The following is a 21,563-nucleotide window of genomic DNA, read 5'->3' on the forward strand; positions in this document are numbered from 1 at the left end:
ATCCATACTTGTGTACCAGCACGGACTGAGTTTGAGGAAAACTTCCGAACTATTAGCATATCTTGGTTAACCGATGAGCTACGGGGAATACATTACTGGGTACAGAAATTCAGCTGGTGCGTACAGTCTTATGATGGTAAATTACCAGAAACAATAGTAGTTGATGAGACAAAAGTACAGATTGGAAGCGAGTAATGGTTCTTATATGCGGCTATAAATCCCGAATCCAAAAGAATAGTATATCATAGCAACATTATACTGCTCAAAAATCAGGTTTTATCTTTCTTAAGGCAAATGTACCAATCGGAACATTTCAATTCCTTATCTTCCATACGCTTCTTTGCATCTTCATAGGAAAGAGGAGTAGGTACTATGACATCATCACCGGGATTCCAGTTAACAGGAGTATCTACTTTTTCCGAATCTGTTTTCTGGATTGCCTGAAGGATACGTTTTATTTCATCAAGGTTTCTGCCATTGGAAATTGGATAAAAGGCCATATAGCGGATGCGTGACTCCGGGTCGATTATGAATATTCCCCTAACCGGTTGGGTATTTATGATTTCGTTTTCATCAGTTGCCTTGTTCGCCCGAATGTCCTGAATGTCCTGAATATATCTCATATACCTTTTGTTCTCAGAAGGCTGGAGCATCCCATATTTTTTTACTATTGACAACCCCTGGTCTTCTACTATAGGAAATTCCACATCTATGCCCGAGATATCATTGAATTCCACCTTTTCCTTTATAGAGCGTAACCAGGAAATGTGTGATTGTACACTGTCAACTGACAGGCCAAGAAGTTCGGTATTTAGCTGCCTCAATTCTGCCTGCATCTTTGCAAACATGATAAATTCAGTGGTACATACAGGCGTAAAATCTGCAGGGTGGCTGAAAAAAATTACCCATCTACCTTCATAATCTTTTGGAAAATTCACTTCCCCATGTGTGGTACGGGCCCTGAAAGAAGGAGCAATTTCCCCCATCATTGGAATTCTGATAGTCATATATTCATTTTGTTCCACAATAACACCCCATTTGTCTGATCATTCTTATATTCAGTTTGTAGTTGTATATTTAGGTTTTTACAATTTTTACTTCGTCTATTTATAACAAGGGTTGCATTTTTATCCTACCATAACCCGCATTTCAAAAAAGTGAACGTGCTATTTTTGATTTTACCCTCTTGGAATTAGTGCATATATATATTTAAACTTTTTTTAAAATTTAGATATGTTGATATATATCAAATGCCTATTCTTAACTAACTAAACAAATCTGAAAGATATAATAAAGTATCTGACAGATTGGGAGTGGTATAAATGGTGGAAACAAGTTTAACGGAGAGTTTATACACGGCTATAGGGGATGCCTTTTTTTACATTCCTGCAGTAATTGCCGTAATTATCTTTGTACTGATTGGCTGGATAGCAGGCAGAACACTGGGAAAAATAGGAGCGAAGCTGATTGAGAAAACCGGTTTGGATGCTACGGTTGATAACACATTTATAGGAAATATGTTGCAAAGGGCTGAAATTACAACGAAAGATTTTTTCGGCGCTGTAATTAAATGGTTCGTATACATTATATTTGCTGCAATAATTATTGATTATCTGGAGATCGGTGTAGTAGCAGATTTCATAACCTTGTTACTTGCTTATGTACCGCTGGTTATAGCAGCATCCATAGTACTTGTAATCGGTCTCATAATCGTTGATTTTGTTGCCCGCACAACCGCAACTATACTTTCAGCAACAGGCGTGGATGAAAAACTGGAACAGGGACCCGCAGGCGGACCTATAAAGGCATCAAATATGAAACCCTCGGCAATGATCGCCGGAGTAATAAAATTATTTGGTTACCTGTTTTTTATTGCAGCCGCAGCCAACATCTTACAGCTGGAACTGATTACTGATTTCCTGGTTGCTGTGACAGCATATATTCCAAGATTGCTACTGGGTGTTTTAATTCTCGCTCTCGGTTTGCTATCAGTGGATTTCCTTATGGATTACGTAAAGGCCACGATCCAGGAAATGGATGTAGAAGGAGCTGAGGTATTTACTCCATTGCTTAGAGGATTTTTGTTCCTGGTAGTGATCCTCATTGCACTGGATACTATGCTTGTGGATACAGGTATTCTATATACATTCCTGGAACCATTGGGATGGGGTATTGCTGTAGTAGTAGCCTTTAAGTGGGGTATAAAGGACGCTCTTGTGGAATACGCAAAGCAAAACAAGTAAAACCCCTCTTTCTTTTTTTCTTCAAATAACTAATGTTCATGTAATGCAAAGCACCCTGGAGGACCTTCTCTTCTTTCAGTTAGAATCGGACATATCCAGAATCTGCTGATAGACTCATCTGAATTGTCCTTTTCAATCAGATTCAGAAACTGTAAGTGCAACAATCAACCTGAAAGGCTCCTGCAAAAATCCTGAATGAGCAGCAAGACCATCAGTATTAATATCCTCAGTCATTCTATCTCAATTAAAGCCTGCCCATAATTGAACATAACATTAATTTTATACATAATAAGATTAAAAATTATACGAGGAATCCTGAATTTAAAGGCGCTGGCAATTAATATTTCTGGTAACGTTCATTGCGGTAATAATTGCATTCATTCTTTTGCAGGCAATTGCTACACCCCTCGAAATGATCGAGAGAGCGGCAGGTCTTTTTGCATATTATTTCATCTTTCTGGCAATCCTGTCCTCTGAATACATGAAATAATATGAAAAAGGTGTTCGGACAGGGTTTTATCAGGGTTCACCATCATCTTGCACGTCCTGGGATTTCACTGATGCTGCTTCATCCAATTGCATTTGCATTTGAAAAACAAAGCATATCGGTCTTTATCCCTGTATTCTATCCGTTAATGGACTTTCTGGAACTTGCAGGCAGACCGGCTTTTTATCTAATTATAATAGCAGTCGCAGCAGGTATTTACAGGAAACATTTATCCGTAAGTAGAAAAGGATCCACTACTTGAACTATCCGGCCTTTTTGCTGGTCTTTATCCATTCCTGGTTAATTGGAACTGACCTGAATTCCGGTATTATGCAGTTACTCTGGGTTTGCATGGCCCTGATAATCACAGCAATATTTGTGCACAAGCACATCATACCAAAAAGAGTATGTGAATTGTAACGTGGTCCAAACAATAAAGTATTCAAATTAAAAGACTTAACATCCTTTGCATTCTTGCATTCTGTTTCATGTACTACAAAAATACTAAAACCCAATTTCTTCTTTCAAACCCATTGGTCCCATTTAAAAAGAGGTGTTTCTAATCTATAAATGCGGCTATTTATTCACCTCACAGCCATGTATATATTGAGGAGATGATACTTCCCAGGAATTACGGTGGATCTTCCATACCAGACCGCTAATATTTGTCTGGTGAAATTAGTTCTTAATAGCAATGCCTTGTGTATTATCCGGATATTACCTTAACACAAAGCATGAAATTTTAAAGCCGGTTTAACATTTCAAAACAAAGAGTATATATGTAATATTCAACTACATTAATATTAATCAGTTCGCTTAATAATGGGGTGATATGAGCGGGCTGGGGAGTGGGGGTACTAGAAAAGGTAATTACCCGCTCATCAATAAAGAATGGGTTTTCGCTGTATATACATGTTTTGCCCGAATTTCTAACCTTAATAATAATTAAAGGCATCTAGCTAAAGCATTGTACATAAATTCATACAAATACATCATAAAGGCAGTAATAATATTACATACAGATCTAAACCAATTCATAATGAAATGAGCATTAAATAATTATTCTGAATGAACATAATATTGTCATTGATGATTGCATTTCTAGATCATTAAAAGGGAATATCGAAATGCCTGAAGAAAATAAGCGCAGGACAGCATTCATAATAGCTATAATAGTAGGGTTTCTTGATATCCTTATACTTTATCTCGGGACAATCAGGCCGGCCCACATAGGCTGGGCGGTAGCCAGTACAGGAATAATAACTTTCCTGGGAACACTGATGTTGATCAACCATCTTTCCAAATCCACAGATTTCGATAAAGGAGAAGTCAGGAAAGCAATGACAGGATCTTTCATCGTGGTTTATTTTTCACTTGTATCCCTGCTTACATTAACCGATATAGGCATCTCAGATACAGAGTTAGCCAAAACCATAATCGCGCATTTCACCTACCTTGTAGGAATCGTTGTTGTATTCTATTTTGGATCCAGAGCAGTTGAGAACTATTTAGATCTGCCTCAGAAGCCGGAAAAATAATAATCATTTCAAATATTTAAAAAAGAAGAGACACAAAAATACCCGTCCCTTCTTCTGCATTTATTCCAACAACAGATATTCAGTAATGTTCACTTTTACCGGGAATCATCCTGTGGACCCGTTGTTGATACTTCCTGTATTCATCACCAAACTGTGCCACCAGCCTTGTTTCCCAGTGCAGCGACCCCAAGTAAAGGTATATGCTCGCCAGCAGGTATATCACAAGCAGGTTTACCGTCATGAAGGGAGTAAACCAGATGATAATCAATCCCGTAAGCAGGAAAGGGTCCCTCACCCACCGGTATATACCCTGGATTTTCAGGGACTCAGCATTATTGGCATTGGGACCGGCCAGCTGGGCACCAATTCTGAACCTGTGTGGAGCATCCTGCAGAGCCCTCGGTGCAACCAGGGCGGCAGCCAGCTGTACCCCTACCATCAGCCACCTCCACGGAGAAGGTACGATGTATAAAAGAGGGCCCGGATTTTTGTAGAGCAGGTAGACAAGCGGCAAAATCGTAATAACTGCAATGAGGCTGTATGCCGGCATATACAGCGTTTCTGCCCGTGAACCCAAAACCCGCATGAGTCGGCGTTTGAATGGCAGGCTGGCCAAGAAACTGTGAATGGCTGCAAACGCCACAAGACAAAAAACAAGGATAATCGTAGATGAAACCAGTTCCAGCACTCTCCTTTTTTGTATGAATAAACCTTTTTATTATTTGTAATCTAACAGTAACCTGTAATATCTTTGGATAAACCAACTATCTAAATGTTACGAAAAATATTGTGATTTTGTTCTGGATGCAATAACTACAAGATAAAGATAATATTTATTTCTGTTTTTCTTTTACATGACAAAAATATATTAATTTAGCCCTAGTTCATTACAAATCAATTTATCAGGCAGCAAATACCACATTGAATATTTATGGTTGGTGAACAATTTTTCTATTGGATTGGTGAAAACACTGCTACGATCACTTCTGTTGTCAGTATAATCACAGTAGGAATATGGGGTTTCTATGCACATCTTTTGTACAGGGATTGCAGTAACTGGATTCATCCCAGGATATTAATACAGCAATCCCCGGCAGCAGGGCAAATTCACTTTGCTTGCTTACCAATATGAGTGAAAAGATACTGAATGTGACATGTGTATTTGTGGTTGGATACGGAGAAAAGAGGAGTATCTATAAAAAGAAAATTACTGATTACGAACAATTCACTACCGAAACCCAAACAGGTCAGATCACACATATAAAAAGTATACAGGAAAGGTCCCTGTATCCGGGGGATTTGATCTGTCTGGGTAGATTTGACTCACTGTTGCAAAAATTAGAAAATACAGACAATGATCCGATTCGTAGTCTGGAAATACGGGTTGTAGCTTTTTTTGGTGCCAGGGATGAACCAATAGGAGCCTATCGAAGATTTCTGGTTCATTCAGAACAGGGAGGATTTATAAGGCAAATTAGTCCAAATGGTCTGAAAACAGAACAGATGACCACGTTTTTACAAAGAAGGGAAATTGGATACTGGATACAGGATTGTCTCAATGAAGAACCCGACTGAGAAAACTTATTCAAATATTAACAAGTTACTCCAAAAAACTCCTGGCAACGTAGTTTGTTATTGCCATACTTCTATAATATACTACACCTAAATTTACCTTAACCTGATAATTCGTTTTATGAGGAAAAGACAGTATTTACAATTTAAGAAAGACAAATATCAAACCTGATCTTACTTACAGAATTTAAGCGGAAGCACATATATACAATACTGAACGATATTTTATATGGAATAAATACAGCAAAAATATTCTTCGTTTGGGGAAATGGGGATGAAAGTGTACTGGGCTACCATGCCTTTGAAAACAAAGTTGATCCTTTCAATAGTCATAGGCCTTTTCTTGGTACTGGCAGCTACAACTGCAGTCATTATTTCTACAGCGACCTTCCAGCAGGAAAAACTGGCATACCAGCAATCGATTGAAACCACAAAAAACATCGCTAACAAGTTTAACGGCGACATGCAAAGTAATCATGCAATCGGACAGACAATTGCTAATTCCATGGTGGAGTACGAGTCGGGAAACAGGGATGAAGTTAATGCTATCCTGAAAAGATTGCTGGTTGAAAACCCCAACCTTATCGGAACTTATGTTGCTTTTGAACCGAATGCCTTTGACGGCAAAGATGAATTGTATGCCGATACCTTCGGGCATGACTCTACCGGCCGTTTCATACCCTACTGGACCAAAATCGGCGGGTCCCTACACCTTGAACCTTTACTTGAGTATGAAACACTGGACTATTATCAGGAGCCAAAGAATACAAAAGCTGAAGTTATTACCGAACCATATCTGTACCAGGGAGAATTGATTGTAAGTTATGTTACACCGGTTATCAGGGATGGGAAATTCATAGGCATAGGTGGTGTGGATGTTTCCCTGAATTACATTGACGAGGATGTTAACCAGGTAAGGGTCTTTGACACAGGATATGCACTTGCAACCAGTAAGACGGGAATCCTATTGTCCCATCCTGTACATAAGGAATGGATCGGAACAAAGACATTGACAGATTTTGAAGACCCGGAAATCGTTTCAATGGCAAAAGATATCAAAAACGGGACTGGGGGCAACATTGAAACTCTGGACCCTACTACGGGTAAAGAAGTAATAATGTTCTATGAACCAGTTAAAACCGGAAATTATTCTTTCATCCTGGTGGTACCAAAAGACGAAATGCTTGCGGGAGTAACGGCTCTCAGGAACAAACTGATTATTGTTTCTGTTATCGCTCTTTTTTTCATGGGGGGTCTGGGTTACATGATTGCATTATCCGTTACAAAGCCGATTGAGGATATTGTTGATGATTTCAAGCATATATCGGATGGTGCCCTGCATGGTAAACTTGATTCGAGAGCAGACACTGAAGTTGAGGTTGATTTTAAAGAAATACCTGTAGGTTTAAATGAGATTCTGGATGCACTCAAGAAGAATTCCGATGAACTGAGAAAAGCAAATGAGGAACTTAAATCGCTGGACAGGATGAAGGATGAGTTCCTTTCAAATGTCAGCCATGAACTGAAAACACCCCTTACATTAATCAAAGGATATACAGAACTGCTTTGTGAAGGAAAAATGGGACAACTCAATAAAGAGCAAATCGAAGTGCAAAATAAAGTTGTTCGCAATGCAGAAAGATTAAAGAGATTGGTTGATTCCCTCCTCTATCTGAGTAAGATACAGGCATCAAATGTAGAATATGTGTTTGAAACAGTACATGTTAAGGAAATTATAGAAATTATTTTAGAAGATATGAGAATGATAGCGGATCTAAAAGGGATTGAGCTGGAAATGAATTTGGAAGAAGATCTTCCCAAAATCAATGGTGACAAGGACAAACTCACGGACATGATTACAAACATCGTAGATAATGCCATCAAATTCACTCCCAGCGGAGGCAAAGTAACCGTTACCAGCTTCAAAAAAGAAGGGGACATACATATTGTTGTGAAAGATACAGGAATCGGTATCCCTGAAGACATGATCGATAATCTTTTTCAGCGTTTTTACCAGCTGGACGCCTCACGCACACGTAAGTATGGGGGAACCGGCCTGGGCCTTTATATTTCAATGACAATAGCACAAGCACACCACGGGGATATATGGGCCACAAGTGAGGGTGAAGGAAAGGGTACAGAAATGCACATAGAAATTCCCATATCAAATCGTAATAATCATTTATAATTTAAAAAATCAATCATACCCCCTAGGCGGGGAATTATCCTGTGAACCCGTTGCTGATACTGGCGGTATTCGTCACCAAACTGTGCCACCAGCCTTTTTTCCCAGTGCAGCGATCCTAGGTACAGGTAGATGCTCGCCAGGATGTATATCACAAGCAGATTGACAGTCATAAAAGGAGTAAGCCAGATAATAATCAGTCCCGTAAGCAGGAAGGGATCCCTTACCCAGCGATAAATCCCCGGATATTCAGGGAATCTGCTTCAGGGGCATCTGGTCCAGCCAGCTGTGCACCTATCTTAAACCTATGGGGTGCATCCCACAAAGCCCTGGGAGCAACCAGTGCAGCAATCACCTGGCCACCAACCATCAGCCAGCGCCAGGGAGACGGTATTATGTAGAGGAACGGACCGGGGTTCTTGTAGAGGAGGTAGACCAACGGCAATATTGTTAACACTGCAATGATACTATAGACCGGCATATACAATGTTTCTGCCCTAGAACCCAGAACCCGCATGAGTCGGCGTTTGAAAGGCAGGCTGGCCAAAAACTGTGGATCGCTGCAAATGCTACCAAACAGAAAACAAGGATGATTGTGGATGAAACCAATTCCGATACTCTCCATTTTTTGTTTGAATAAACCGTATTCAACATTTGTAACCTGAAGAATCTGGCAAAGCTTTTGATGTTAACCAACTATCTAAATGTTACGATAAATATAGTGTGATTTTGTTAAATTTACGTAAAGCCAGAAGAGCCATGAAGTTCAATAATAATAATAATAATAATAATAATAATAATAATAATATGTATTGAAAGGAAATACCAAAAAGCACGGGCTGCTACAATGATTCATTCAGCCCCTAGATTTTCAGGGCAAAAAGATATTAAATTCGATTTTTTGCTATAACAAATCATTTATTAGGCAGCAAACTCTTTGATAAACATTATGATCGGTGAGCAATTCCTGTTCTGGATTAGTGAGAATACGGCTACTATCACATCTATGGTCAGCATTATCACAGTCGGGATATGGGGGTTCTATGCACATCTTTTGTACAGGGATTACAGTAACCGGAACCACCCCAGGATACTAATACAGCAGTCACCGGGCACCAGAGCAAATTCACTTTGCCTGCTCACCAATATGAGTGAAAAAATACTAAGCTTCCCCTGCGTATTTGTGGTTGGCTACGATGAAAAGGACAGCATCTATAAAAAGAAAATCACTGATTAAGAACAATTCGCTACTGAGACCCAAACAAGCCAGATTACACATATAAAAAGCATTCAGGAAAGGCCCTTATATCCCGGGGATCTCATCTATTTGGGGCGATTTGACACCCTTCTGCAAAAAACGGGAAATAGAATACTGGATCCACGACTGTCTCAATGAGGAACCCGATTGAAGAAGGGGAATTCTAAAAAGGCATTCACCCATAAGCTAAAGGAAATAACCTTTGCCATTGAAATTTGCTACTGGTATATGTCTATATAGCAAACCCTTAAAAAAGTGAAGCTGTAGCAAAGCTCGTCGGTTTAAAAGAGGGAATGACCTTAAGGAATCCTTGAGCTTATGTTCTACGACTAAGACTGGTTTTTGGAAGATAGTGATCTTGAGAAAGGAATATAAGAATAAGATCCTTTTTCTTTTCATTATTTTCAGGTAAAGCTAACATGGGATGACATGCATGATTTTGTGAAAAGCCATAAATAGACAGAGGCATCACTCAAATGTGGGAGTTGAGGGTGTATTATGTCAATATTCAAGAATAGGACAGATGCCGGCCGGAAACTGGCCAAGAAATTATCAGCATATGCAAATCGGCAAAATGTGATTATATTAGCGCTTCCAAGGGGAGGGGTGCCGGTTGCATATGAGGTCGCACGACAGCTGGGGGTAGGGATGGACATTTTTCTGGTTCGCAAACTCGGGTTCCCGGGAATGAGGAACTGGCAATGGGTGCCATTGCAGCCGATGACATCCGGGTGCTGAACGAGGATATAATCAGATCCTTCGGGATATCCGACAGGACCATTGCCGAGATTGCGGCCGATGAGCGCCGTGAACTGCAAAGAAGGGAGCGAACCTACAGCAAGAATCGTCCCCGTCCAGATGTGGAAAACCGAACCGTGATCCTGGTTGATGATGGACTGGCCACCGGTGCCACCATGTGGGCCGCTATCACAGCAATCAGAAGCAGGCACCCATCGCAGATAGTGATTGCTGTCCCAGTTGCTTCCGCCGATAAGTGCAGGGCCTTTGAGGACGAGGTCGACCGGATCATCTCCGTTGCCACCCCAGATCCTTTCTATGGCATAGGTGCTTGGTACGGGGATTTCAGGCAGATAACGGATGATGAGGTCAGCGATATGCTGGAAAAGGCCTCAGACCTGCCAGCTCACAGGGAAGTTAACCATGGATAGAGCCGGCAAGAATTATAAGTAGCAGGAATTTCAAATATATAACTGAGTAAATGGGGGTAGATCAATTTGCAAAAGGACAACAAGAACTCATCAATTCAGCCGGAGCCGGTACCTAAGCCGGAGCCTGAACCAGAACCATCTCCTGAACCTCTTCCGCATCCGGAACCTACGAAAAAACCAACAGATAAGGACAGAACTAAATGAACAGTGGGGGACAAAGGCAAACCAAATGCTACTGCCGAAATACCAGCTGTGCCAGTGAAGTCTGCTCGGAAAAGACAGTATTCAGGTACGATTGCGTAAACCATGATATCCAGAATTTATATTGCTCATTGTGAGCGGGATGAAAAACTTGCCCAGGAATTGGCCCGTACCCTATGGGCCGTGGAACTGGAGAATTTTTCCTTCCTGTCTAAAAAAACTGTAGGACTCTCAAGAGCGGAACTAATAAATTTTGGTATAAATCATTCAGACTGTGTGATTGCCATCCTCAGTCAGGAAGGAGTGGAATCTCCAGCTGTGAATCAGGAGGTCGGCCTGGCGGTTGGAAGGGGTCAACTGATAATCCCCCTGCTGGAAACCGGGGAGGAACTGCCTGTCCTGATACGTCATCTGCACTCTATCCGTTTTTCCAGAAAGAACTATGAAAATGCACTGGGACAGGTAATACACACTATAAGGCAGCTCACCCGTCTGAACTGGCTAAAGATAAAATGTCCAAACTGTGGAGAAGTAATGACCCAATATATAGCTCCTGAAGAAGAAGTCGAAACAGCCCTGCTCGCAGGAAATGCTCTTAAAACCATATGCACCTACTGTGAACAACACCTTAGCCTGAATCCTCAGACACTGCGTCCTATATTAGCAGATTCCGCACAGCCTTAAATCGTAATATTACAGAATTTATTTCGGAACCTATTTGCAAATAGGTGTCTGGTATGAGGAATTCGGTAGATTAGTGACTAAATGGTCTGTGATTACTGGATAAGGCTACCGACCTGTTGGCAACACCAAAAGGGATTATCAAGTAGTCAGAGAAGACATTAGCCCAATTTACAATAAAAATTAAAGGAAAAGAAAATAGTTTATTCACCAGTTAAATGGTGAATAATCAAATCATTCAATACAGCAGTTATTTCTCGCCTTTTCTCAGGCTTTTCATCTTCTCAAGTTCCCCCTCAAGTTCCCGAATCTTCATTTCATCTATCGAATCCGCATAATCTGCAAGTTCCTTATCGGCTGTCTGAAGCGTATTGTGCAGCCTTTCCACTACATTCTTCTCCAGATTCAACCTCTGTTTCCTGGTCTCGCTAACAAGATCCTCGACAAGTACCTTACCTTCTTCCTTGCTGATGGCACCTTCCTCGATCCTTGTCTTTACAAATTCCCTTATTCGCTCTTCGGACATAGCTGCCAATCCTGCACCAATCAATGCAGTTGCGCCTAAAAGACCCATCTTCTTTATCTTTTCCATGCATAATACCCCATTACTGATCAGATAGGATTCACAATCGGCATGAATTAAAGTCAACCAGTAAGTCAATCAACTATATTTGAAAACAGGGAAAACCTTCCATCTGTCTTTATAATAGCAACGGGTGACCAAATGCCGATTCAGAAATTCACAACTCCCCGATTTGTGTTTCCCATCCAGATAATAATAGGTACAACTAAATATATATTTGTTGGCCCTCAAAGAAGAGGCTACAGTTTAATTTTATAAGTATTTATTATGTTTATCTCAGGAAGAAGATTCTTCCTGATTATTGAATACCTGATTACCCAGTTCAGTTACATCGTAGGTATCCGTTTCAGGATTGTATTTTAACAAACCATCCTTTGCCATTTTATCCAACATAGACTTCATTATATCGTCTGTCATTGTTTTGACCCTTTACTCATTATTAAATAATATTCACAAACCCCGCCTGGGGGACCATAGGCATTAAGGCAAAATTAATACGTGTTGTCAGAGTATAATTAATATAGTATTTCAGAGGGGATTAAATGAACGGAATAGGGTATTATGGTTATGGATACCATAATGTGGTGGGTTTCTTTGTATTTGTCCTGATTATAATAAGTATCGGTTTATTGATTAAATGGTACCTCGGGAAAAATAAATAAAATACAGAAATTAATTTGCAATTACCTAAAATATAAATTGTGATTATAAGAGGTGAAACAATGGACAAAGGATTTTCAAAAGATTTGAATGAATTGATGCAATTTCCCACAGAGGGAATCTTCAGTACAGTACTGGCAAAATCAGACAACTATAATTACACACTGATGTGTCTTGCAGGAGGAACGGATATTGATGAGCATACATCCACAAAAACAGGTGTGGTTCAGGTCCTGAAAGGAAAGGGTGTCTTCCGTTTATCTGGAAATGAAATCGAAATGAAAGAAGGTACATTCATATTCATGCCTGCAAACGCACCTCATTCCCTTCAAGCCCAGGAAGACCTCGCAGTACTTCTGTGTCTGACCAAATAAACCAATTACATGATAAAAAATTATGATTTGACCTGCCATTCATAAGAATAAAAGGGAGTCGGGGATGTATGAAGATAATACTCATAAATGGTTTTCCGGGAAGCGGGAAGACGACCACAATCAAGGAAATCGCAAATAGTTTTGCTGATAAGGGAAAAAAGTTGTTATAATATTTACCGAGGAAGGGGAAGTCAGTTATAGTGATATCAAAAACACAAATATAATCACAAAAGAAGTGATAAATGCCTGCGTTCCCTGCAGTCTCAGGTTCAATCTGGAAAGTACCTTGAAAACTGCAACCAGTGGATCAAATCCTGATTTTGTGATTATCGAACTTCTATCAAGTGCATCCTCGTCCCAGATAAAAGCAAGCCTTGAACCGATGAATATCCCTGATATGTCCTTTGCTCCTATCGTAAATATTGTAGATCCTAAAACTTTCATCACTGATGTTGATAAATTGCCCAAATTTGTCATCGACAGGATTAGAGAGGCCGATATAATCTGTTTGAACAAAACAGAATCTTCAAAAGATGAAAATATCAGAGATGTAAAAGATTTTCTCCGTAATGCCAATCCTGATTCAATCATAATGGATATTTCTGCACATAACCCTGATGACGATTTTAAATCTTTCATGGATCAATTAGTAAATTATGATAAATCATAATCACAAAAAAGAGTCATTATAAAAGGTGGGGAAAACATGATATTCGAGCGTATTAAATCAGAAGGGATTGCACATCTGTCATATTTCCTGGGTTTCGGGAAGGAGGCTGTGGTAATAGATCCACGCAGGGATTGCCAGATTTATGTGGATCTGGCGCGCCAAAATGGAATGAATATAAAATATATTTTTGAAACACACCGCAATGAGGATTACGTGATCGGTTCACAGCAATTGAAAACTCTCACAGGTGCGGATATATACCATGGAATATATCTGGATTTTGAATATGGGAATGCCTTAAAGGACAAACAAAATTTCACATTCGGTTCACTGAAACTAACAGCCCTGCACACACCGGGCCATACAGATGAAAGTATGTCATATGTGCTATCAGATCTTAATTCAAATGAGGTTCCTGTAATGGTATTTACAGGTGACACATTGTTTGTGGGGGATGTGGGAAGAACAGACCTAAATGGGCCCGACAAAACTTCACAGATGGCATCAAAACTATATGACAGCATTTTTAACAAAATACTGCCACTGGGAGATGAAGTAATACTTTGTCCCGCCCATGGTGCCGGTTCTGTTTGCGGTGGTGCTATCTCACAAAGGGAGCACAGTACTCTGGGACTGGAACGCATTCATAACCCCGTATTACAGAAAACTGACAGGGACGAATTTGTAAAGCATAAACTTGCAGAGCATCACGAGTATCCCCCTTACTTCAGGAAAATGGAAGAATACAATCTCAGGGGGCCACCAATCCTGGAATGCCTGCCTATTCCCAAAATGCTTTCCCCACAAGAGTTCAGGGAAGAAATGGAAAAAGGGGCTGTAGTTGTGGATACACGTATGCCTCATTCATTCGGCGGAGCCCATATCAAGGATACATACAGCATATGGCTGGAAGGCCTGCCTTCTTTTGCAGGCTGGGTTCTGTCCTATGATAAACCGATACTTCTTGTCATGGAAGAAAAAGAGCAGCTGGATAAAGCTGTAAAATATCTGGTACGTTTGGGCTATGATAATATCAAAGGTTTCCTGGAAGGGGGAATCTCCGCCTGGTATATGGAAGCTTTACCTGTAGACGGATTCCACCTCATATCCGTGCATGACCTGAAAAGGAAACTGGATGAAAATGAAAGGATGGTTATCCTGGACGTGCGGGGCCAGGATGAATGGGAAGCAGGACACATAAAAAGATCCACACATATATACGTAGGGAACCTGGAAAATAACCTGGATAAGCTGCCCGATAAATGTCAGGTAGTTGTGTATTGTGGTTCTGCAAGACGTTCCAATATAGCGGCTTCAATTTTGAAAAGAAACGGATATAAAAAGATATATAATGTACTTGGTAGCATGGCGGCATGGAAGACTGCGGGATATGAAATCGTGAAATGAATTTATTATGATTACATAGAAGTTGGATAGCACCGATATCTGAAAATGGTTAAATAATTGAATTGGTTAACAGGTAACAATGAAATTCATAAAACCAATTGTTGCCATTTTCTTCCTTTCTGCAATACTACTTACCAGTGGATGTGCAGACGACACAACTCGATCTATAGTCCAATCCGGTGTTGTGGAAATCGAAGGGGAAAATATCAGGGAAACCGTACAGTATGATGAGGAAAACATCGATCTGTACATAAATGGTGACTCCATCAAGGTAGTGGTTGAATGGGGTACCCGCGTTGATAGCGCCATTATTACCGGCAACAATATCGAAGTTCTATTCAAAGATGGAGCAAGTATTGAGAAAATTTACCTGAGTGGGTCACGCATAACCGTCATTGTGCCAAAAGCCCAGTATCCGGTTGTACAAAAGGAAGGCAATGATCTGGGAGTTATATACTATTAATCCACTTTCCCTACTCAAAACATAGATGCGAATAATCTTCTAATCAGCGTTTCTGTCTCTTTACATTAGGCCCTTCACAGGTATCCTGCACAACAAATCCCTCTTGCGCAATTTTTTCCCTTAAAGCATCTGCTGTGTCCCAATCCCTGTCCTTTCGGGCCTGCTCACGTATCTTTACAAGTTCCATGATCTCTTCTGGCACTTCCTCACCTTCTTGTGCAAAAATACCAAGGGTATCTGCAAACTTCCTGTAGAGGGAAAGAAGCTTTTCAAGTACATCCTTATTCCTGCCGGATTCAAGGTACTGGTTGGAAATACGGGATAATTCATGGTAAACTGCGATTGCTTTCGGGATGTTCATATCATCTTCAAGAGCGTTCCTGAAATCATCTTCAAGATTGCCAGACAGGTCTATCATTTCCTTATCAGAAGGATATTCATTATCATCCGCTCCCTTTATAGCGAATTGCAGATTTTCCAGTGTTTCCCTTAACTTGAAATAGCTATTTTGTGCATTTTGGGCAAAGGAGTCGGAAAAATCCAGTTTCTTCCTGTAATGCACGGACATAAACATGAAGCGTACAACTTCTCCCCCATATTTTTCAACCAGTTCGGGAAGAGTGAAAACATTACCCTTTGACTTGCTCATTTTCTCGCCGTCAACTATCAGGTGTTCCCCGTGTATCCAGTACCTTACAAAGGGTTTACCTGTAGCCCCTTCAGACTGGGCAATTTCATTTTCATGATGGGGAAATATCAAATCCACTCCGCCTGTATGGATATCAAGGGAAGGCCCAAAATGATTCATGGACATTACCGAGCATTCCGTATGCCATCCAGGCCTAATCTTACCCCAGGGACTTTCATAGTAAATGCCCCTTTCAATCTCTTCCTGTGTGGATGCTTTCAGCAAAACAAAATCACGGGGATTATCCTTATCGTATTCATCGACATCAACCGATGCCCCCACCTTTATTGAATTGAAATCCAGTTTTGAAAGTTTGCCATATTCCGGAAAAGCCGCAATCCTGTAATACACCGAGCCATCCTTTTCATAGGCAAGTCCTTTTTCCATCAGTGTTTGGGCCAGCTCTATCATTCCATCCACATTTTCAGTGGCCCGGGGATAAGAAGAAGCACGTTGTATATTTAGCATATCAAGCCCACAGAAAAATTCTTCCGTATATTTTTCTGTAAATTCCTTCAGGGACATGCCCGCTTTCTTTGAATCACGGATAGTCTTATCGTCGATATCTGTTATGTTCATTACAAGATTCACTGTGTAGCCCAAATACTCCAGGATACGTACCAGATTATCGGTCATCAAAAAGGTTCGGTAATTGCCTATATGCGGAATATTGTACACCGTAGGACCACATGCATAGATCGAAACTTCCTCTTCCTTTAAAGGATGGAAGACTTCCTTTTTCCTTGTTAAAGTATTATACAATCGTAACATTCAAACAACCACGTGTTACCCTAATTTACGCCTTTCTATTTTAATCAATACATTTTATTTTCAACGGTTTGATGGCTGCACCAACACTACCCATAAATTTTCCTCTTTAAATACAGAGAATTTGACCTTCAGGAATCTTTTCACAATATCCATGTTTGTTCTGGCATGACTGGTTACAGATGTTACTTTAAAGCGCGATTGTCCATTGGCCAGTGCCATATAGGGGATTACTTGATCGCACATAAATTCATCAACTGTTGCACCTGCATTTATGCACCGTGAAAGATTTTCTGCAGCATCAATTCCTACATCCTCAGCCTTTACACCACGCTCCCCGAGACTATCCGTCCCAACAATGGAATTTTCAAAAACTGCCCAGAGGACTACTCCTGAACCGGTGGAATAAGAGGGGGAATATTGTGCATCAATGTTTATTGGTACATCATATCTCTGCGCAAGGTAATCCTGTATAGCATCAACTTCCCTTACAGACACATCTGCTCTTTCGAGGTCCGATGATGAATGAGCAACTCCCTTTATCTCCAGCAGTTTTCCTCTTTCATAAAGGTCAATGGCTTTAATACCATCTTTAGGTGGTTCTACATTGACCAAAACCTTGGCCCCTCCACGAGGATAGTAACCCTCCCTGAGAATCCGGATAGTCACATTGAAACCCATCCTTGAAAGAAAGGGACAGAAAACATGCTTTATATAAGCAAGTGGCGGACTCCATTTCCCATGGGTAGCACCTCCATGAATGGAGACCTGTATTTCTTGGCCTGCCATGGTCATCGGAATCAGAAGTGCCTGCAGGACAAGGCCGATTGAACCTGCTGTAGGGATTTCTATTTTTATGTGATCGGATGTTATTGGACCAGGAACGAACTCAATTTCCGTTGAACTTACCGATACTCCACTCACTTCTGCATTACACAACTGTGCAACCGCCATAATTCCGGCCACATGCTGGGCTCGCAGACCCGGAACTTTCCTTTGTGCACGGATATTGATGATTTTCACAGGTATCCCTGTGACCGCAGAAAGGGCTACAGATGTTCTTATTATCTGTCCGCCTCCTTCTCCAAAGGAACCATCTACTAAAATACGATCACGCATAAAAATAAATCACACTTCTTTTTTTACTATTTTACCTGAGCACTCTTATAATTACCTTCTGAGTTACCCTATGAAGACCCGGGCAGGATTGTTAGGCATAACCAACTCCTTCTATTCCCTTTGCCTGCTTTGTCCTCAATTCTCCTCTGATATTTTCATAGTATCTTGTGGTTTCGGGAGTTACTGAGGGACCTGTTTCTTCCAGAGCTTTCTGGAAATGTTGCATCTGAACTTTACTGGCATTAATATCCTCACGTAAAGCAAACCTTCCGGCCTTTTTACACACAGCCGCAATATCCGCACCCGTAAAACTGTCTGTCTGTTTCACCAATTCACTGAAATCTACATCACCAGCAAGCATCATATTGCGGGTATGGACTTGCAGGATTTTGTTCCTTGTTTGTGAATCCGGAACAGGAACCATTATCAATTCATCAAACCGACCCGGCCTTAGAAGAGCCGGATCAATGATGTCCGGACGGTTTGTTGCACCGATGACCACAACACCCCTCAATTCCTCAAGCCCGTCCATTTCCGAAAGCAACTGGTTCACAATACGCTCTGTCACCTGTGGCTCACCTGCTGCTGCACCTCTCAAGGGTGCAAGGGCATCCAGCTCATCAAGGAACACAATAGATGGAGCAACCTGACGTGCCCTTACAAAAACTTCAGCTATTCTTTTTTCTGATTCACCATACCACTTGGAAAGAAGATCACTACCTTTGGCAGAAATGAAATTCACATTAGACTCATGGGCAATCGCTTTTGCTAGCATAGTCTTACCTGTGCCGGGTGGTCCGTAGAGCAATACTCCTTTGGGTGCATCCACACCTATACGACGGAAAGAATCCGGATACTTGAGTGGCCATTCCACAGCCTCTTTGAGAAGGCTTTTTACCTCTTCAAGTCCGCCTACATCCTCCCAGGTTACATTTGGAACTTCAATAAGAATTTCCCGCATCGCCGAGGGTTGTACTGTTTTTAATGCCTCATTGAAATCTTCTCTTGTGACCTGTAATTTATCGATGATTTCCCGGGGAATTTGTTCAGCTTTAAGATCAATTTCCGGCAGTATCCTGCGAAGAGAGCTCATCGCCGCTTCACGACATAATGCTGCAATATCCGCACCTACAAATCCATATGTAATATCAGCCAGTTCTTCCAGGTTCACATCTTCAGTTACGGGCATCCCTCGAGTATGTATCTGAAGGATTTCAAGCCTGCCATCGGTATCCGGCACACGCAATTCAATTTCACGGTCAAATCTACCCGGTCTTCTCAATGCCATATCCAGGGCACCTGGCCTGTTGGTTGCCCCTATTACAATCACGTTCTTACGCTCTTTGAGACCATCCATAAGGGAAAGTAGTTGTGATACAACCCTCCTTTCTACTTCCCCGGTAACTTCTGCCCTCTTTGGGGCTATAGAATCAATTTCATCAAGGAAGATAATAGAAGGTGCATTTGCTTCTGCATCTTCGAATAGCTGACGCAAATGTTGCTCCGATTCTCCATAGAATTTCGACATAATCTCCGGTCCGTTAATAGAAATAAAATAAGCATCAGACTCATTTGCCACCGCCCTTGCGAGCATTGTTTTCCCGGTTCCCGGAGGACCCTGCAAAAGAACTCCTTTGGGAGCATCAATTCCCAACCTGTCAAATAATTCCGGATGTTTAAGGGGAAGTTCAATCATTTCCCTGATCTTACCAATAGCAGGTTTTATGCCTCCCAGGTCTTCGTACATTACAGTAGGAATAGCATGTTCCGGAGGAAGTTCAACCGCTTCGGGTAAAAGTTCGATCTCTGTCCTATCTGTTATCTTTACTATACCATGAGGAGATGTTGAAATTACCTGCAGCTTTATTTCTCCCAGTCCAAAGGAAGAACCAAAAATATCCTGGAAGAAGTCTTCGAACATAAGGCCGCCACCCAATGCTTTCTGTTGACTGCTGCTTGTAGTTGATATGAAATCACCTTTTGAAACAGGTCTGTTCTGTAATACCGAACGAAGCATTTCTCCAGAAGCTGCTATCTTGACTCCCTTGCTTACAGGTGATAATTTCACATTCTTTGCTTCCTTCCATTGGGCTTTGCGAACCTCTATATAGTCACCGATACCTGTATTGGCATTTGTCCTGACAAGACCATCCATACGTATTATATCCAGACCTTCATCCGATGGGTAAGCCCTTGCAGCTAATGCTGGCGTGTTACGACTGCCAATGACCTCAACCACATCAAGCCCCTGCAATCCAAGTTTATTCCTGAAAGATTCATCTATTCGGACAACGCCTTTCCCCACATCTTTCTGTATTGCTTCAGCAACTTTTAGTTTTACAGATACATTCTCATTTCCAGCAATAATAACCACCACCCAGCTTACAAGTAATCTGTAATATAATCGACAGGATCTGAATAATTATCGTATATTTTTTGCCGACATTACCTGTCAAATTAGAATACAACTTTTCCCCATCTAATGTTTGGGTTTTAATATATTAAGCATTTCGGCAAAATATTTTCCTGCCATTTATTTAAATAAATTAATACAAAATCTACAGAAAAACACAGGAGAAATGAGAGTAAGGAGTTTGATCCATTACTCTCAATCGTACCACCACTCCCATCAGCCAAAACCCGTTTCAGGCTGAATACAAGGTGAGAGTCATGCTGCTAACTCCCCCTTACAAGAAATTGATAGACAGATTCCTATATATAATAAATGGGTAAAAATACAATGAAGCGGTTTAAAACATAAGTGCTATTAAAATTTTTAAACCTATATAATCCAGTAAAGTTACAGTATATCATAACCCAATCTGGAAAATTCTACAAGTAGCACTATAAGTACGAAATTACCCACAAAAAGAGGTGGAATCAATTTTTTCACTGAAAATCCACCAAATGCAAGACCTATCGCCAAAATATCACTGGGCAGAGGGGTCAAAGAATATAGAAATATAATAAGAATGATCAGTTTATCATTGATTTGTTCCAGTTTTGCAGCCAGCTTAATTACTTTTGCCTCATATTTTCCCGGTACGCATTGTTTCCCTTTCCTGCCCATGTAATAGAATAACAGGTCACCCAAGGTGAGACCAAGACTTGCAATCGCCCCCAACCAGACCGGATTTACTTCAGACAAAGCTATTGTTATAAGAACAGTATAAAATGTAGTAGAAGTAAATGTGGAAACTCCTCCAATCAAAGACAACAGGAAAATAGCCAGATAAGTATTGTTAATACCCAAAGTTGATACTATCAATTTTGGAGGATAGTAATGAAGAAAAATTGACCACGTAATAATAAAAAGAGCTATTAAAACAAAAATAATAATATTATTATGTCGACTGGATGTATTATTCATCCGTTTTTTGCATAACCTTAACAGATAATCTGAATAATCTGCTCTCTTTCCTGTCTTTTTTGCCAACATTGGTCCCTGCGAAACATTGAATAGTAACTAAAATTTGGTTTCAGAAACCAAAAAGACA

The 21,563-nt window shown here is 40.6% G+C and carries 22 protein-coding genes and 1 pseudogene; 14 read left to right on the forward strand and 9 right to left on the reverse strand.

Going from position 1 to position 21,563, the window contains the following annotated elements:
- Positions 1-269: 269 nt before the first annotated feature.
- Positions 270-1,007 carry a redoxin domain-containing protein gene (locus MMAH_RS05300; RefSeq protein ID WP_013037511.1) on the reverse strand — a complete coding sequence of 246 codons (738 nt, stop codon included), beginning with the start codon at positions 1,005-1,007 and terminating at the stop codon, positions 270-272.
- Positions 1,008-1,322: 315 nt separating this feature from the next.
- Here MMAH_RS05300 and MMAH_RS05305 point away from each other — a divergent pair, with 315 nt between their 5' ends.
- The 3 genes from MMAH_RS05305 (at position 1,323) to MMAH_RS05320 (ending at position 4,268) form a co-directional block, all read left to right on the forward strand.
- Positions 1,323-2,243 (forward strand): mechanosensitive ion channel family protein, encoded by a 921-nt coding sequence (locus MMAH_RS05305; RefSeq protein WP_013037512.1) that lies wholly within the window; start codon positions 1,323-1,325, stop codon positions 2,241-2,243.
- Between the two features lie 491 nt (positions 2,244-2,734).
- The gene (locus MMAH_RS05310; protein WP_048902133.1) at positions 2,735-2,992 is read left to right on the forward strand and encodes a hypothetical protein; all 258 of its coding nucleotides are present in this window, start codon (positions 2,735-2,737) and stop codon (positions 2,990-2,992) included.
- Between the two features lie 865 nt (positions 2,993-3,857).
- Positions 3,858-4,268, forward strand: a complete 411-nt coding sequence (locus MMAH_RS05320; RefSeq protein ID WP_013037514.1) for a hypothetical protein — start codon at positions 3,858-3,860, stop codon at positions 4,266-4,268.
- A 79-nt stretch (positions 4,269-4,347) separates the two neighbouring features.
- Here the strand turns inward: MMAH_RS05320 and MMAH_RS05325 are convergent, their stop codons facing one another.
- On the reverse strand, positions 4,348-4,947 hold the full coding sequence (locus tag MMAH_RS05325) for a methyltransferase family protein (protein ID WP_048902268.1): 600 nt from the start codon (positions 4,945-4,947) through the stop codon (positions 4,348-4,350).
- Positions 4,948-5,396: 449 nt separating this feature from the next.
- Here MMAH_RS05325 and MMAH_RS05330 point away from each other — a divergent pair, with 449 nt between their 5' ends.
- Positions 5,397-5,843 carry a hypothetical protein gene (locus MMAH_RS05330; protein WP_013037516.1) on the forward strand — a complete coding sequence of 149 codons (447 nt, stop codon included), beginning with the start codon at positions 5,397-5,399 and terminating at the stop codon, positions 5,841-5,843.
- A gap of 271 nt (positions 5,844-6,114) precedes the next feature.
- Positions 6,115-8,028, forward strand: coding sequence for a sensor histidine kinase (locus tag MMAH_RS05335; protein WP_013037517.1), 1,914 nt, complete (start codon positions 6,115-6,117; stop codon positions 8,026-8,028).
- Here MMAH_RS05335 and MMAH_RS05340 read toward each other — a convergent pair.
- Positions 8,019-8,634: pseudogene (locus tag MMAH_RS05340) on the reverse strand (methyltransferase family protein). The gene MMAH_RS05335 and the pseudogene MMAH_RS05340 overlap by 10 nt on opposite strands.
- A 340-nt stretch (positions 8,635-8,974) precedes the next feature.
- Here MMAH_RS05340 and MMAH_RS05345 point away from each other — a divergent pair.
- The 4 genes from MMAH_RS05345 to MMAH_RS05360 all read left to right on the forward strand — a co-directional run bounded on the left by MMAH_RS05345 (position 8,975) and on the right by MMAH_RS05360 (position 11,337).
- Positions 8,975-9,262: a hypothetical protein gene (locus MMAH_RS05345; RefSeq protein ID WP_013037518.1), complete on the forward strand. Its 288-nt coding sequence runs from the start codon at positions 8,975-8,977 to the stop codon at positions 9,260-9,262.
- A gap of 519 nt (positions 9,263-9,781) precedes the next feature.
- A complete protein-coding gene (locus MMAH_RS10760; RefSeq protein WP_281033868.1) occupies positions 9,782-10,021 on the forward strand; it encodes a phosphoribosyltransferase family protein in 240 nt (79 codons plus the stop codon).
- Positions 9,985-10,452, forward strand: a complete 468-nt coding sequence (locus MMAH_RS05350; RefSeq protein WP_281033869.1) for a phosphoribosyltransferase — start codon at positions 9,985-9,987, stop codon at positions 10,450-10,452. The genes MMAH_RS10760 and MMAH_RS05350 overlap by 37 nt, the downstream gene beginning before the upstream one ends.
- A gap of 306 nt (positions 10,453-10,758) precedes the next feature.
- Positions 10,759-11,337 (forward strand): toll/interleukin-1 receptor domain-containing protein, encoded by a 579-nt coding sequence (locus tag MMAH_RS05360; protein WP_013037519.1) that lies wholly within the window; start codon positions 10,759-10,761, stop codon positions 11,335-11,337.
- A gap of 247 nt (positions 11,338-11,584) precedes the next feature.
- Here MMAH_RS05360 and MMAH_RS05365 read toward each other — a convergent pair whose 3' ends face one another.
- Together MMAH_RS05365 and MMAH_RS10480 are read right to left on the reverse strand one after the other, a co-directional pair.
- Positions 11,585-11,926 carry a hypothetical protein gene (locus tag MMAH_RS05365; RefSeq protein ID WP_013037520.1) on the reverse strand — a complete coding sequence of 114 codons (342 nt, stop codon included), beginning with the start codon at positions 11,924-11,926 and terminating at the stop codon, positions 11,585-11,587.
- Positions 11,927-12,193: 267 nt separating this feature from the next.
- Entirely contained in the window at positions 12,194-12,334 is a 141-nt protein-coding gene (locus MMAH_RS10480) for a hypothetical protein (protein ID WP_013037521.1), read from the reverse strand.
- A 305-nt stretch (positions 12,335-12,639) separates the two neighbouring features.
- On the opposite strand from MMAH_RS10480, the gene MMAH_RS05370 reads away from it, so the two are divergent.
- The 5 genes from MMAH_RS05370 to MMAH_RS05385 all read left to right on the forward strand — a co-directional run bounded on the left by MMAH_RS05370 (position 12,640) and on the right by MMAH_RS05385 (position 15,491).
- Positions 12,640-12,951 carry a cupin domain-containing protein gene (locus MMAH_RS05370; RefSeq protein WP_013037523.1) on the forward strand — a complete coding sequence of 104 codons (312 nt, stop codon included), beginning with the start codon at positions 12,640-12,642 and terminating at the stop codon, positions 12,949-12,951.
- A gap of 68 nt (positions 12,952-13,019) precedes the next feature.
- Complete coding sequence (locus tag MMAH_RS10845) at positions 13,020-13,121, forward strand: GTP-binding protein (RefSeq protein ID WP_157198700.1); 102 nt, start codon at positions 13,020-13,022, stop codon at positions 13,119-13,121.
- Positions 13,118-13,621, forward strand: coding sequence for a GTP-binding protein (locus MMAH_RS05375; protein WP_083774841.1), 504 nt, complete (start codon positions 13,118-13,120; stop codon positions 13,619-13,621). Before MMAH_RS10845 ends, MMAH_RS05375 begins: the two co-directional genes overlap by 4 nt.
- A gap of 36 nt (positions 13,622-13,657) precedes the next feature.
- Positions 13,658-15,028 (forward strand): MBL fold metallo-hydrolase, encoded by a 1,371-nt coding sequence (locus tag MMAH_RS05380; protein WP_013037524.1) that lies wholly within the window; start codon positions 13,658-13,660, stop codon positions 15,026-15,028.
- Between the two features lie 79 nt (positions 15,029-15,107).
- Positions 15,108-15,491, forward strand: coding sequence for a hypothetical protein (locus tag MMAH_RS05385; RefSeq protein ID WP_013037525.1), 384 nt, complete (start codon positions 15,108-15,110; stop codon positions 15,489-15,491).
- Positions 15,492-15,534: 43 nt separating this feature from the next.
- Here the strand turns inward: MMAH_RS05385 and cysS are convergent, their stop codons facing one another.
- The 4 genes from cysS to MMAH_RS10815 all read right to left on the reverse strand — a co-directional run bounded on the left by cysS (position 15,535) and on the right by MMAH_RS10815 (position 21,505).
- A complete protein-coding gene (gene cysS / locus MMAH_RS05390) occupies positions 15,535-16,950 on the reverse strand; it encodes a cysteine--tRNA ligase (protein ID WP_013037526.1) in 1,416 nt (471 codons plus the stop codon).
- Positions 16,951-17,010: 60 nt separating this feature from the next.
- Positions 17,011-18,066, reverse strand: coding sequence for an RNA 3'-terminal phosphate cyclase (rtcA, locus tag MMAH_RS05395; protein ID WP_013037527.1), 1,056 nt, complete (start codon positions 18,064-18,066; stop codon positions 17,011-17,013).
- Positions 18,067-18,157: 91 nt separating this feature from the next.
- Positions 18,158-20,443 carry a CDC48 family AAA ATPase gene (locus MMAH_RS05400; RefSeq protein ID WP_013037528.1) on the reverse strand — a complete coding sequence of 762 codons (2,286 nt, stop codon included), beginning with the start codon at positions 20,441-20,443 and terminating at the stop codon, positions 18,158-18,160.
- Between the two features lie 423 nt (positions 20,444-20,866).
- The gene (locus MMAH_RS10815) at positions 20,867-21,505 is read right to left on the reverse strand and encodes a VTT domain-containing protein (protein WP_013037529.1); all 639 of its coding nucleotides are present in this window, start codon (positions 21,503-21,505) and stop codon (positions 20,867-20,869) included.
- Between the last annotated feature and the right edge of the window lie 58 nt (positions 21,506-21,563).

Source organism: Methanohalophilus mahii DSM 5219 (assembly GCF_000025865.1).
GTDB classification, from domain to species: Archaea; Halobacteriota; Methanosarcinia; order Methanosarcinales; family Methanosarcinaceae; genus Methanohalophilus; species Methanohalophilus mahii.

Coding starts and splice junctions, on each gene's coding strand:
- MMAH_RS05350 (WP_281033869.1), top strand. CDS start 9,985: ATGGGTGCCATTGCAGCCGATGACATCCGGGTGCTGAACGAGGATATA.
- MMAH_RS10815 (WP_013037529.1), bottom strand. CDS start 21,505: ATGTTGGCAAAAAAGACAGGAAAGAGAGCAGATTATTCAGATTATCTG.
- MMAH_RS05380 (WP_013037524.1), top strand. CDS start 13,658: ATGATATTCGAGCGTATTAAATCAGAAGGGATTGCACATCTGTCATAT.
- MMAH_RS05370 (WP_013037523.1), top strand. CDS start 12,640: ATGGACAAAGGATTTTCAAAAGATTTGAATGAATTGATGCAATTTCCC.
- MMAH_RS10760 (WP_281033868.1), top strand. CDS start 9,782: ATGTCAATATTCAAGAATAGGACAGATGCCGGCCGGAAACTGGCCAAG.
- MMAH_RS05320 (WP_013037514.1), top strand. CDS start 3,858: ATGCCTGAAGAAAATAAGCGCAGGACAGCATTCATAATAGCTATAATA.
- MMAH_RS05360 (WP_013037519.1), top strand. CDS start 10,759: ATGATATCCAGAATTTATATTGCTCATTGTGAGCGGGATGAAAAACTT.
- MMAH_RS05335 (WP_013037517.1), top strand. CDS start 6,115: ATGAAAGTGTACTGGGCTACCATGCCTTTGAAAACAAAGTTGATCCTT.
- MMAH_RS10480 (WP_013037521.1), bottom strand. CDS start 12,334: ATGACAGACGATATAATGAAGTCTATGTTGGATAAAATGGCAAAGGAT.
- MMAH_RS10845 (WP_157198700.1), top strand. CDS start 13,020: ATGAAGATAATACTCATAAATGGTTTTCCGGGAAGCGGGAAGACGACC.
- MMAH_RS05345 (WP_013037518.1), top strand. CDS start 8,975: ATGATCGGTGAGCAATTCCTGTTCTGGATTAGTGAGAATACGGCTACT.
- MMAH_RS05300 (WP_013037511.1), bottom strand. CDS start 1,007: ATGACTATCAGAATTCCAATGATGGGGGAAATTGCTCCTTCTTTCAGG.
- cysS (WP_013037526.1), bottom strand. CDS start 16,950: ATGTTACGATTGTATAATACTTTAACAAGGAAAAAGGAAGTCTTCCAT.
- MMAH_RS05330 (WP_013037516.1), top strand. CDS start 5,397: ATGAGTGAAAAGATACTGAATGTGACATGTGTATTTGTGGTTGGATAC.
- MMAH_RS05365 (WP_013037520.1), bottom strand. CDS start 11,926: ATGGAAAAGATAAAGAAGATGGGTCTTTTAGGCGCAACTGCATTGATT.
- MMAH_RS05305 (WP_013037512.1), top strand. CDS start 1,323: ATGGTGGAAACAAGTTTAACGGAGAGTTTATACACGGCTATAGGGGAT.
- MMAH_RS05310 (WP_048902133.1), top strand. CDS start 2,735: ATGAAAAAGGTGTTCGGACAGGGTTTTATCAGGGTTCACCATCATCTT.
- MMAH_RS05385 (WP_013037525.1), top strand. CDS start 15,108: ATGAAATTCATAAAACCAATTGTTGCCATTTTCTTCCTTTCTGCAATA.
- rtcA (WP_013037527.1), bottom strand. CDS start 18,066: ATGCGTGATCGTATTTTAGTAGATGGTTCCTTTGGAGAAGGAGGCGGA.